12 protein-coding genes and 1 riboswitch are annotated in these 13,277 nt (G+C 45.1%); all 12 genes read right to left on the bottom strand.

Annotated features, from left to right (window positions below; all coding sequences use genetic code 11):
* Nucleotides 1–3 precede the first annotated feature (3 nt).
* The gene (gene deoC / locus QZL69_RS03375) at nt 4–669 is read right to left on the bottom strand and encodes a deoxyribose-phosphate aldolase (protein WP_022213813.1); all 666 of its coding nucleotides are present in this window, start codon (nt 667–669) and stop codon (nt 4–6) included.
* A gap of 180 nt (nt 670–849) precedes the next feature.
* Nucleotides 850–1,560, bottom strand: coding sequence for a purine-nucleoside phosphorylase (gene deoD, locus QZL69_RS03370; RefSeq protein WP_022213812.1), 711 nt, complete (start codon nt 1,558–1,560; stop codon nt 850–852).
* Nucleotides 1,561–1,634: 74 nt separating this feature from the next.
* The gene (locus QZL69_RS03365) at nt 1,635–2,477 is read right to left on the bottom strand and encodes a YjjW family glycine radical enzyme activase (RefSeq protein WP_022213811.1); all 843 of its coding nucleotides are present in this window, start codon (nt 2,475–2,477) and stop codon (nt 1,635–1,637) included.
* Nucleotides 2,478–4,022: a YjjI family glycine radical enzyme gene (locus tag QZL69_RS03360; protein WP_022213810.1), complete on the bottom strand. Its 1,545-nt coding sequence runs from the start codon at nt 4,020–4,022 to the stop codon at nt 2,478–2,480. It abuts the gene before it with no gap.
* A gap of 175 nt (nt 4,023–4,197) precedes the next feature.
* Entirely contained in the window at nt 4,198–5,133 is a 936-nt protein-coding gene (locus QZL69_RS03355) for an ABC transporter permease (protein ID WP_022213809.1), read from the bottom strand.
* A gap of 1 nt (nt 5,134) precedes the next feature.
* On the bottom strand, nt 5,135–6,202 hold the full coding sequence (locus tag QZL69_RS03350; RefSeq protein WP_022213808.1) for an ABC transporter permease: 1,068 nt from the start codon (nt 6,200–6,202) through the stop codon (nt 5,135–5,137).
* Nucleotides 6,195–7,721 (bottom strand): ABC transporter ATP-binding protein, encoded by a 1,527-nt coding sequence (locus QZL69_RS03345; protein ID WP_118251876.1) that lies wholly within the window; start codon nt 7,719–7,721, stop codon nt 6,195–6,197. Before QZL69_RS03345 ends, QZL69_RS03350 begins: the two co-directional genes overlap by 8 nt.
* A gap of 246 nt (nt 7,722–7,967) precedes the next feature.
* Entirely contained in the window at nt 7,968–8,990 is a 1,023-nt protein-coding gene (locus QZL69_RS03340) for a BMP family lipoprotein (RefSeq protein ID WP_022213806.1), read from the bottom strand.
* A gap of 83 nt (nt 8,991–9,073) precedes the next feature.
* Nucleotides 9,074–9,394: a response regulator gene (locus QZL69_RS03335; protein WP_022213805.1), complete on the bottom strand. Its 321-nt coding sequence runs from the start codon at nt 9,392–9,394 to the stop codon at nt 9,074–9,076.
* A gap of 132 nt (nt 9,395–9,526) precedes the next feature.
* On the bottom strand, nt 9,527–10,723 hold the full coding sequence (locus QZL69_RS03330; protein ID WP_022213804.1) for a cation:proton antiporter: 1,197 nt from the start codon (nt 10,721–10,723) through the stop codon (nt 9,527–9,529).
* Between the two features lie 78 nt (nt 10,724–10,801).
* Nucleotides 10,802–10,875: riboswitch (Fluoride riboswitch) on the bottom strand.
* Nucleotides 10,876–10,917: 42 nt separating this feature from the next.
* Complete coding sequence (locus tag QZL69_RS03325; RefSeq protein ID WP_022213803.1) at nt 10,918–12,288, bottom strand: MFS transporter; 1,371 nt, start codon at nt 12,286–12,288, stop codon at nt 10,918–10,920.
* A 22-nt stretch (nt 12,289–12,310) separates the two neighbouring features.
* Nucleotides 12,311–13,277: zinc-dependent alcohol dehydrogenase (locus QZL69_RS03320; RefSeq protein ID WP_291518071.1), on the bottom strand; the 967-nt coding region annotated here is incomplete at its 5' end.

Raw genomic sequence — 13,277 nt, 5'->3', positions numbered from 1 at the left:
TTCTTAATAGCCTGTAGCTTCTTCGTTTTTGATGATTTTGACAATACGGCTTGTGCCGAGACGATCTGCTCCAAGGCTTAAGAATTTTTCTGCATCATCCAGAGAAGAGATTCCTCCGGCTGCTTTCATCTTTACATTCGGGCCGATGTGCTCGGAAAACAGTTTGATATCATCAAAAGTCGCACCTGCCTTGGAAAATCCGGTAGAGGTTTTGATATAATCTGCTCCTGCTTTGGTAACTGCCTCACACATTTTGATCTTTTCTTCATCGGTCAGAAGGCAGGTCTCGATGATCACTTTGAGGATCTTGGAACCGCAGACTTTTTTGAGAGTGCGGATCTCTTCTTCGATCGCGTCAAACTTGCCGTCTTTTGCCCAGCCGATGTTGATGACCATATCAATCTCATCTGCACCATTTGCCAGAGCATCTTTTGTTTCGAATTCTTTTGTTGCTGTAGTCATGTATCCGTTCGGGAAACCGATAACAGTGCAGACTGCCATTTTGTCCTGCACATATTCTTTGACCTGTTTTACATATGCAGGCGGAATGCAGACGGAGGCTGTTCCATATTTGATTGCGTCGTCACAGATCTGTTTGATCTCTTCCCATGTAGCAGTCTGTGTCAGTAAAGTATGATCTACGTGTTTTAAAATTTCTTTTACATCCATGTTTTTATTATTCTCCATTCTTATTAGTTACTGTTCACTCCGTTCACAGTAACTTGGTCAAAATCCATTCCACATCACCTACGGTGATGGAATTTTGCCCTGTATATCTCGGGATTTTGCCATATTCATGGCAAAACACCTCGCGAGATACTACCTGTGAACAGTAACTCTTATTATTCATTATGCCAGTTCCAGTGCAATTTCCATCATTTTGCCGAATCCAAGCTGACGGTCCTCGGCACTTAAGGATTCTCCCGTATACAGATGATCCGAAATTGTCAGCATGCAGAGTGCTTTCTTTCCTGCTTTGGCAGCATTCATATATAATGCCGCTGCTTCCATCTCCACTGCCAGCACGCCCATATCGCGCCACAGGTCGTTTACATTGCTCATGGCATTGTAGAATACATCGGAAGACAGAACATTACCTACAACCACATTCGTGCCCTGACGTTTCGCAGTCTCTACAGCTCTGTTCAGCAGTTCGTAATCTGCGATCGGTGCGAAAGTTCCCGGCAGGCCATACTGATACGCATAATTGGAATCTGTGCAGGCACCCATACCGATCACCACATCCATCAGTTTGATGTTGTCCTGGAAAGCTCCGGCAGAACCGATACGGATGACCTGATCTACATCATAAAAATTGAACAGCTCGTAAGAATAGATTCCGATAGACGGCATCCCCATACCGCCTCCCATAACAGAAATTTCCTTTCCTTTATAGGTTCCTGTATATCCGAACATGTTTCTGACAGCATTCACCTGTCTTGGATTCTCCAGATATGTCTCTGCAATATATTTTGCACGGAGCGGATCTCCCGGCATCAGTACAGTTTTTGCAAAATCTCCTGCTTTGGCACTGTTGTGTGCAGTTGGAATATTTGTCATCTTACTCCTCCTTTATATTAATTTCGTTTTTGCTGTAATATCATTCCCCAGATTAGGCGGATATTTATAATCCGTCAGATCAGCGTAATGTGCTGAAATCCTTTTTCCCTTAATATATCAGCCAGGTAAGCCAGATACTCCTGGTTTGGAACCTGGTAATGCGAATACTGCTCCCTGACTCCCATCGGACGGTATGCAATGATCTTTACGCGGATATCGTTGATCTTGAGATATGGTGCAAGAAAATCTCCCATCTCACGGATACTTCTCTCTGTATCATAAAGATCCGGTACGATGACCGCTCTTACTTCATAAAGCTTGGAAGTTTTTGCCAGATATACAGCATTCTTCAACACCATTTCATTTGTAAAATCGGTGACCTTCCTGTGCTCGGCAGCTTCAAACGCTTTGATATCCAGCATTACGCCGTCTGATACTTCCATCAGTTCCGGATAATCCTCAAACGGGATCATGCCGTTGCTGTCGATCAGTGTCCCCAGTCCGTCCTTCTTTGCCAGGCGGAACAACTCTGTCAGGAACTCCGGCCAGAGCATGCACTCTCCCCCTGAAACACTAAGACCTCGGATGAACGGAATCTGCTTCTTAACTTTTGCATAGACTTCTTCCGGTGTCATCTCAAAGGTTCTCGGAGAACTGTCGTTGGGACAGACGTGGATGCAGGTATCACACTGTACACATTTCGATGGATCGAACGCCACTTTGCCATTCTCATCAAAAGACAGTGCACCTGCCGGGCACTGTTTCACACAGGTACCGCATTGTACACATAATTTCCTTGTTTCCGGATTGTGGCAGTATTTGCAGTTGATATTACATCCCTGCAGGAACACTGCCGTCCGGTTACCCGGACCATCCACACTGCTGAACGGGATGATCCGGTTCACTACTGCTTTCATTTAACGTACCTTTCTCTCCAGGATATGTCCGTTTCTTGCAGCACCAAGCCCCAGAGCTGTGGTATCCTGCAGAACAGCCTCTCCGTTTGCAAGTTTCTCAAGTTCAGAACGTTTTACAAGATATCCTGTGACACGGATCACATCGCTGTCGCTGGAATAGAAGGACAGGTAACGAAGATCCATCTTGAAGGAGCCCTTGATGATATCCAGTACATACTCCGGATTGCGATGAACAGTCATATCGATCGGGAAGATATCGCCGGTTCCTGAAGTAAAGTATTTGTGGAACTTTCTCAGCACGTTGAGCTGATCGATCAGTTCTTCCGGTTCCTCGCCGATCGGGATACGTGTTCCCGGAGTTACATTCTCATCCTCAGCAAGTCCTACCTGTGCATGAAGGAGGAAATGTCCGCCGGTTCCTTCACAATATTTATTCTTGTGGTTCAGATTAAATTCCTTGATGATCTCCATGATCTCCACACCCAGATCATTGGCTGCTTCATCATGTCCGAAACGTCCCTTGAGACCTTCTTTTTCGAAAAGGATATTGACACAGTCAGCAAGACCTACCAGACCATACATGCCGGAGAAACGATCTCTGTGGATAAATCCTTCTTTTGCCAGGAAGTTATTCTCAAAGAATCCGCTCTCTTCTACCTCGAACTTGATTCTTGCATCCATGTAACGAGCCATGATATCCAGTACATATGGAAGTTCACGTTCTTTGAAATCCTGGATGTTCTTTGCTCTCTTGGCAATGTTTCCAAGGACCAGACGGCAGAGGGTATACGCACCGCCGCCAAGCAGAAGGCCATTGTAGCAGCTGGCGATCACATAATTCTCACCAAGCTCGCTCTTGAACATCTTGTGGTTGGCAAAGCTTGGTTTTGCGCTGTGCATTGCACAGTCGATCGCTTTGAGAGCAAAATCATCCGGAGTAATGTCTTCGTCATATTTGAAGCTTAAGTTCGGAACTGCATTTTCCAGTTCTTTCTCAGCTTCCAGAAGCAGACGTCCTGCCTTGGTCTCTCTCGGTCCGATGTTTGCATGTGAGAAGGAATCGAGGATCGTGCGGTCCATCTGTGTCAGGAACAGCTTCAGCATCTTTTTTGCCTGAGCTTCATCGACGGTATCGATGTATGGCTCCAGTAATTCATCCAGCTGTCCTACGTAAACCGGGTAATTGGTAACACTCGGTACATGTTTATAAAAGATCATCAGGCTGTTCAGTGCCTCATAGAGATCGGTCGGCGGATCGAGCTGCAAGAATTTGCTTCCTTCTTTCAGGAATTTCGCATAATCCGGGATAATGTAACGCGGACGCATCGGCGCATGTCCTTCAGACAGGTCGCAGATACATTTGCGGTCGATCGGTACATTCAGAAGCTCATCCAGTCCTTCCGGAAGATCAAGTACTTCCATCAGAGAATCTGCCTGATTTGCAAGGCAGGTCAGCTTCTGTTCATGAGTCAGCGTTGCGCTCTCTATAATTTCCAGAATGTTTTTTCTTGTTTCATTGACTCTTTCCATAGAAATGTCACGCATAGTAATTCCTCCTAAAATACTATAAAAAACTATTATTTTCCCTCAGTTGTCTTATCTTATTTATACCATATTTCCTGTAAACAAAAAAGAACAAATGTCTTTTTTTGCTGTCAAAAAAAGTGCTGCAAAAACTGTTTTCAGTCTTTTACAGCACTCTTTGCTCCACTTGTACCGTTTATTTGGATTTTACAAAAATCTTTCCGTTGGCTGCCGGTGTGTGAGCCTTACCAACAAACAGTACCAGTGCAATGATCGTTACCACATATGGAATCATGGAAATCAGGTTCGGGGATACCACATTGCTCTGTGCTGCCAGAGATTTGATACCACTGCAGAGACCAAACAGAAGGCATGCCTTTGTTGCGCCCTCCGGTGAGAATTTACCAAAGATTACAGCTGCGATCGCAATAAATCCCTGTCCTACAATAACGCTTGGACGGAACTGGTTGATGGTTGCCAGAGTTACGAATGCGCCGCCAAGTCCTGCAAAAAATCCTGACAGGATCACACAGGTATAACGAACTTTGTAAACATCGATTCCCAGAGATTCACATGCTTCCGGATGTTCTCCGACTGCACGGAGGTGTGCTCCGAATTTTGTCTTGTAAAATACAAACCAGCACACAAATGCAAGAATGAATACCAGATACGCTACTGCGTAAACATTTAATACGTTGTTCCAGAATGAACCTGTCGGGAAGACACCCTCAAACAGCTTCGGAAGCTTGCAGCTTGGGTCCATAGCCGGTGTATCTGATGAGTTATTATACATTGCCTTGCAGAGAAACAGTGCAAGTCCAGGTCCCAGGAAGTTGATCGCTGTACCGGCGATCGTCTGGTCTGCGTGGCAGGAAATACATACAAATGCATGGATCAGGCCGAACAATGCGCCCGCCAGTCCTGCACATAAGAATGCGATCCAGCCGTTTCCGGTAGTCAGGCCCATTACCGCTCCGGTGAATGCACCAATTGTCATCATACCTTCGATACCAATGTTTACAACTCCACATCTCTCAGAAAAACAGGAGCCAAGTGCCGCCAGAAGAAGCGGCGGTGTTGCGATCAGAGTCGCATTGATCAGAAGACCAAGGTCTTTAATTAATCCGTTCATCTTATTTAGCCTCCTTCTTCTTTGCAGCATTCAGTACGAATACTTTGAATACGTGTGAGATGGCGATCAGGAGAACAACACATCCCATGATAATATCAACAACTTCAGACGGTGCCTTTACGATACTGAGCTTGGAACCGCCATATTTCATTGCACCATAGAAGATACCGGAAAAGATACATCCAATCGGGTTGGATCCTCCGATCAGGGCAACGGTGATACCTTCAAATCCAAATCCTTCCTGTCCTGCAAACTGGCTCAGACGACCTGCCATACCAAGTACCTGAACCGCGCCGCCGAGACCGGATAAGAGACCTGAGATTCCAAGTGCAGTCAGCACAGAACCATCTGCATTGATACCGCCATACTGTGCACAGTTTCTGTTAAATCCTACGGCTTTTAATTTGTATCCAAGTGTTGTCTTCTCGATGATGACCCAGATAACTACTGCTGCGATCACTGCGAACAGAATGCCCCAGTGTGCTGCATTACAGTCCAGAGCCTTACGGATACCCTCCGGAAGAAGAAGTCTCGCGTTTTCGGCGATATCCAGTGTCGCTTCACTGCTCTCTCTGTGGATTCCCGGAAGGTTTACCACATAGTTGGACAGATAAAATGCGATCCAGTTAAACATGATAAAGGACAATACTTCGTGAATACCTCGTTTTACTTTGAGGACACCTACGATCAGAGACCATATACAGCCGGCTGCTGCTGCCGCCACCAGGCATACAAGTGCATGAAGGACCGGCGGAAGCTTGAGGACAATACCAAGTACACAGGCTACCAGACTGCCGATTACGAACTGGCCTTCTGCTCCGATGTTAAATACACCTGTTCGGAAGGAGAAAGCCACACTCAGTCCGGTAAAGATCAGCGGGCTCGCATAAACCAGAGTCCACACCAGATATTTCGGTTTGCTGAAAATACTGTCAAACAGCTTGCCATATGCTACTGCAGGACTGATTCCGGCGATCAGAAGAAATATCGCACCTACCAGGAAACCTGCAATGATCGCAACGATGGTATAGAGTACATTGCTCTCAAGAATGCTTTTTTTCTTATTCATTTGTTTTTCCTCCTGCCATCATAAATCCAAGTTCTTTCTCATCTGCATCCTTACCCGGAACACTTCCGGTGATCTGGCCATCAAAGATAACCTCGATTCTGTCAGACAGACTCATGATCTCATCCAGTTCGAAGGATACCAGTAAGACCGCACGATTCTTGTTTCTCTGCTCTACCAGATATTTATGTACGAACTCTATCGCACCTACGTCAAGACCACGGGTCGGGTTTACTGCGATCAGCAGTTCCTTGTCGTTTGTCACCTCACGGGCAATGATAACCTTCTGCTGGTTTCCACCGGACAGTGTACCCGCCGGTGCTTCTGCACATCCTCTCGGACGGACATCAAACTTCTCGATCAGTTTCTCTGCATGTTTCTTGATCGCTTTTCGGTTCAGAATGCCGTGATTCGAAAACGGTTCTTCCTCAAAGTGCTGCAGAATCAGGTTGTCTTCATTGGAAAATTCCAGGATCAGACCATGTTTCTGACGGTCAGCAGGAATACTGGAAATTCCATTCGCAAAAGTTTCCTTAGGACTCTTATTGAATACGTCCTTACCAAGTACAGTAACCTTGCCGGATTCTGCCTTACGAAGACCTGTCAGGACTTCTACAAGCTCTGTCTGTCCGTTTCCATCTACGCCGGCAAGACCTACGATCTCACCTCTGCGGACATTCAGGTGGAATCCCTTGAGGATCTCTACGCCTCGGTAATCCTTGGCATGCAGATCATCGACCTCCAGAACGACTTCGCCTGGTTCCATGTCTTTCTTGTCAACTTTGAAGTTGACATCACGACCTACCATCATGGCTGCCAGATCATTCTCGTTTACATCTGATACCTTTACGGTACGAATATATTTACCCTGACGGATGATCGTACAATTGTCAGAGGAAGCAGTGATTTCTTTGAGCTTATGGGTGATCAGGATAATACTCTTGCCATCTGCGGTCAGGTTATCGATGATCTCCATAAGTCCCTCGATCTCCTGTGGTGTCAGGGAAGCAGTCGGCTCATCCAGAATCAGTGTCTCTGCACCACGATACAGAACCTTGAGGATTTCCACACGCTGCTGCATACCTACGGAAATATCCTCGATCTTTGCGTCAGGGTCTACTTTCATTCCGTAACGCTCGGACAGTTCCAGGACTTTCTTTCTTGCTGTTGCCTTGTCGACGGACAGGCCCTTGGTCGGCTCCATACCAAGAATGATATTTTCGGTCACAGTAAATGGCTGGATCAGCATAAAGTGCTGGTGTACCATACCGATTCCGATATCAATAGCATCCTTCGGACTGTTAAAATGTACTTCCTTTTCATTAATAAAAATCTGTCCGCTAGTCGGTTTGTAAAGTCCACAGAGTACGTTCATCATTGTACTCTTTCCGGCTCCGTTCTCTCCCAGGATCGCGTGGACCTCTCCTTTGTGTACGGTCAGATTGATGTGGTCATTCGCTGTAAAATCGCCAAACTTTTTTACGATGTCTTTCATCTGGATTACGACTTTGCTCTCATCCATATGGCTTGTTCTTCCCACGTATGCCGCCTCCTTTGTTTGTTGTTTTGCTCTTTTCACTGTCTCCAGTGGACAGGAAAATAAAATTGCTGTGCATTCCGTTCACAGTAACGAAAATGCAGGATATTTTCTTCTCCATTGAAGATAGAAAATCTGGAAATTTTTGTCTCTATATGCATCGACGGGGCTCTGCATACGCAGGCCCCGTACAGACGCAAATATTAGATTACCGGGTAAAACGGTCACTTCTTAGTCAAGAACATATACGTCGCCGTATTTTGCCTCGAAATCATCTTTGTTATCCGGAATAACAACATCACCGCTGATAATCTTTTCTTTTACTTCGTCAACTGCCTTGATTACATCATCTGAGATCAGATCCTGAGACGGAGCGATATCAACACCACCTGCTGCCAGGTCGAAAGTCTGAACGCCGCCCTCAAGCTTATCATCGATCAGTTCCTGTACTGCATCATATACAGCATTGTCAACACGTTTCATAGCAGAGGTAAGAACGGTCTTCGGAGCGATGCTGGACTGGTCAGAGTCAACACCGATCGCATATACACCAGCTTCCTGGCAGGCCTCGATAACACCAAGTCCTGTAGCACCAGCTGCCTGGAATACGATATCAGCGCCGTTGGTGATCGCTGTGTTTGCCATAGTCTTACCTGTAGCGGAATCTGCAAAAGAGTTTGCATTGAACTGCTGAACAGTGATATCCGGGTTCGCATCAATAGCACCTGCACAGTAACCATATCCAAACTGGTTCATGGTCTCGTTAGTCATACCTACTACAAATCCGATATTGTTGGTCTTGGTAGTTAAACCTGCAACATATCCTACCAGATAAGAAGCCTGCTCAGCTTTGAACATCAGGCTGGTAACATTTGGAAGATCGATGCTTGAATCATCAATGATAGCGAATTTGGTATCCGGGTTAGCTTCTGCTGCTTCTCTGGTAGCATCTGCCAGCATATAACCAACGCTGATGATCAGGTCATAATCCTCGTCTACGAAAGTTTCCATATTTGGCTGATAATCTGCATCTGTAGCAGACTCCAGATAGTTAACCTCTACTCCGAGTTCCTCTCCGGCTTTTTCAAGTCCCTCCCATGCTGACTGGTTGAAGGAACCATCGTTAACTCCACCTACGTCTGTGATCAGACCAATCTTAAACTCGTCGTCTGCTGCTGCAACCATCTGCGGCATAGCACTTACGGAAGCTACCATAGCAGCTGTTAATACTGCAGCCATTACTTTCTTTCGCATAAATTGCCCTCCTTTGTTTTTTGTCTAATAATACTATGATAACATCTTTTTTATGAAATGAAAAGACGAAATTTATTTATCTTTCATGATTTGTTTATGGTTATTTTATTTTCCAGTACCTGCGTGATCGTGGAAAACAGAGTGTCTATCTCGATCGGTTTCGCCACATAGGCATCCATTCCTGCTGCCAGCGTAGCTTTGTGGTCCTCTTCGAAAGCATTTGCGGTCATGGCTATGATTGGTGTTCTGGCACGGTCATCCAGCAGTTTTCGGATTGCTTCAGCTACCTGGTATCCGTTCATATGCGGCATCTGGATATCCATAAGGATCACATCATAATATCCCACCGGTTTTGCCTGCAGCATCTTCTGTGCATTATGACCTTTTTTACATATGATCTTCATTTACATTCCTCTTTTGCTCAAAACTTTCAGAAATATTTTTTGAATAACCGATATGTGTTATGTTATCACATTTTATGCTGCAATTCTATTTCTCAGGGGATTTTGCATTTTAATTTGTACTTATTTGCATTTTTACTCCTTCTCCAGAAGTTTCTTATACGACATATCCATGCCGAATGCGCCAAACGGGGCGGTGATGATGATGGCCATGACTGCTACGGAGAGGATGATCTTGCCGCAGCCAAGGCCTGCTGCCAGGGGGACGGAGCCAATGGCGGCCTGGACGGTTGCTTTTGGCAGGTAGGCGAGTACGCAGAAAAGTCTTTCTTTCGCATTGAGGTTTGTTTTTACCATGCATAGAAGGACTCCACAGGCACGAAAAATAAGTGCGACCAGGATCATAAAGATTGCCGCAGCTCCGGCCTCCAGGGTGTATCGGATATCCACCGCCGCACCGACAAGAACAAACAAAATGACTTCTGCTGCAAGCCAGAGTTTGCCAAATTTCTCGGATAAACGTTTTGAGACAAAAGCAGTGCTTTTCATCTTGAGGACGCAGGCCATGCTGACAACTGCAAGAAGTCCGGATATGGCAATCTTTCCTTCCAGCCAGCCTTCGATCGCGATCAGCAGGAAGGAAACACCCAGTACAATGATGACCTTCATGCTGTTTCTGACATAATGTTTTTTGGCGTATGCTGTCTCAAAAAACAGATAGAGAAGATATCCGACAACCGCTCCAAGTGCAACTCCAAGTACGATCGATACCGGGATATTGAGGAAGGATTTTACATCTGCCTTATCTCCCTGCGCCATTCCAAGGAATGTTGTGAACAGCACAATCACAAAAATATCATCACAGGATGCACCCGCCAGAATCATCTGCGGGATTGCTTTGCCTGTACCATATTTTGTTTCTATCAGTTTTACCATGCGTGGGACCACCACCGCCGGCGATACTGCTCCGAGGACGGCTCCCATGACTGCCGCATCCACTCTTGAGATTCCCAGGATCGCAGGCGCGCACAGAATATAACCAAGGATCTCAAACGATGCCGGCACAAAAGACATCATAACGGCGGGGCGGCCTACTTTCTTAAGGTCTTCCAGATTCAGCGACAGTCCGGCTTTGAGAAGAATGATGATAAGTGCCATCTTTCGCAGATCTGCTGAGATTGACAGTATCGATGGATCCAGCAGGTCAAGCACATACGGTCCGAGAACGATTCCCGTAACCAGCATGCCAATGATCCGTGGCAGTTTCAGATATCCGCAGATGGCCCCCATTGCAAGGCCAACCAGAAAAATAAGTGACAATGATGTTAACATAAAAAATTTCCTCCTTTTCTTTCCCTCAGACGCAATCAGCAGTACAACGCAAAAAGAGCTGACAACTTCTGCGACTGAATAATCGTAGAAGTCATCAGCTCTGAATAAGCAGTTTAGGTTTCCCATGGGAGAACTTCATTCCCAATTCGGGTAAATCATACTATTTTCGTAAAAGAAAGTCAAGAATTTTTATTTTAGCACTGTCCTCTTTTTCCATTCTTAAGATCCTCTACAATCTCATTATAGCGTTTTTTATTTAAACGATAGAAGAACAGTACAATCGCAGTCACGATCCAGAGAATTCCGGGGATTGTTGAAAATGAGTGTTTCATGATACTGATGACAGCAGAATTCTGCGTCTGATTCGCAACATAACCATATTTACCAAGAAGCATTGCAAGCATCGCAGTTCCGATTGCCATTCCGATCTTATTTCCCAGTGAGACAAATGCATACTGGAATCCATCGTTCCGAAGACCCGTTTTCCATTCTCCATATTCCACACAGTCCGGGATGATTGCATAAATTGCGGTATTAAATCCAGAAAAGAAGAATTGTGTCACTCCTGCCAGTGCATAGAAAATGACTGCACTTTCTTTTACATTGAAGAAATACATGCTCAACATGGAAATACCGGTAAGCAGTGCAAAAACAGATGCAGTTCTTCCCTTGTTGTCAAGTTTACGGAATACTGGCTGGAAACATGCTGCTCCAATGATCGACGGGATAATAATGCACATGGAATATGTTGTATAATAAGCTGCATTTCCTTCCACATAAGTAAAATAATAGAGAACATCTGCATTTCTTCCATAAAGAGTAAATCCAAAAAGTACCTGTCCGATCAGTGCAAGTATATATGGCCGGTTCTGCATAACTGCTTTTAGCTGAACTTTAATGGAAATTTTTTCTTTCTCCGGCGTTGTCACGGCTTCCTTTGTTTTTGCAAAGCAGAAGAAATGACATGCTGCAAAAATACATCCATAAATAATCGCTACAAACAGATATCCATTTTTGGTGCTGTGGCTTCCGAGTTTACTGATCAGTGGAACCGTGATGATATTGATGATTCCAATTGCGATCATCGCCGCTACAGAACGGGATGTGTTGATCTTGGCACGCTCATCGATATCCTGTGTCATTGCTCCACAGAGGGTTCCATATGGAATATTTACACAGGTGTATCCCAGAACCAGCAGACAGTAAGTAATGACCATATATATAATCTTTGCCTTGTCTGACCAGTCCGGATGTGCCCAGAAAGTCAGCATCAGAAGGATTGCTGTGACCGGTGCTGCAACCAGCAGCCACGGTCGGTATCTGCCCCATCTTGTCTTGGTCTTATCAGTCAGTCCTCCGACGATCGGATCGTTGATCGCATCCCAGAATCTTGAAAAAAGCATCAGCGCAGAAACCGCTGTCATACTGATTCCAAAAACATCCGTATAAAAGATCATCAGAAAATTACTCACAAACATCCAGCTGAAATTGCAGCCTACATCTCCAAATCCATACGCAATCTTGCTGATCAGCGGCACTTTTCCATCTTTAAATTCTTTTCCCATGGCTTCTCCTGCTTCCTTCGCTTTATTTTTCCTGTACGTTGATAATGACTTTCATTGTTGTTTCACGGTTGTCATCAATGTAGTGATATGCTTCCAGATAATCCTTGAATGCAAATGTTTTGGAGATCAGAGGTCTTAAATGAACTTTGCCTTCATTTACAAGTTTAATACCATCTACATAATCATCGTGGCGATACATCATAGTGCTCTTGATATCCAGCTCATGGTCATTTGCTACAGCCAGATCGATTTCTGCCATTCCTGCAAAAACTGCAACCAGTACGATCACGCTGCCCTTTCTTGCATATTTGATTGCCTGTCCCATTGTGATATTATTTCCGGCACAGTCATAGATCACATCTGCTTTGTCCGGTCCAAAAGCTTCTACCATTGCTTCTCCAAAGTCTTTGTTCTTTGTATTGACGCAGACATCAATTCCACATTCCTGTGCTTTTTTGAGACGAAGGTCACTGACATCTGTGATCATGACTTTGGCGGCTCCCATTCCTTTGGCAGCCTGTGCCACCAGGTTTCCGATCGGACCTGCTCCAAGGACTGCAATATTCATGCCTTTCACATCGCCCATCTGTTTTACTCCGTGAACTGCAACTGCCAGCGGCTCGATCATTGCACCTTCCTCATAGGACATTTCCTCTGGAAGTGGTGTTACCTTGGATGCATCTACTGCGAAGTATTCGGATGCCGTTCCGGTTGTCTGGAATCCCATAACCTTCAGTTCCTCGCAGAGATTATATTTTCCATGGCGGCATGGATAGCAGTGTCCACAATATACCTGTGGTTCAATGGTGATCTTCTGTCCTTTATGAAATCCTGTTACATTAGCTCCAAGTTCTACGATTTCTCCGGAAACTTCATGTCCCTGTGTAACCGGATATTTCGTAAAAGGATGTTTGCCGTGATATACATGGATATCTGATCCGCAGATTCCGATATTCATGATCTTTACAAGAACCTGATCGTCCTTTACT

It is taken from the genome of Blautia sp. CAG:237 (assembly GCF_000436615.1).
GTDB lineage: Bacteria > Bacillota > Clostridia > Lachnospirales > Lachnospiraceae > Blautia_A > Blautia_A intestinihominis.
The sequence above is the reverse complement of the archived record's forward strand: the minus strand, read 5'-3'. Positions and strand labels throughout refer to the sequence as shown.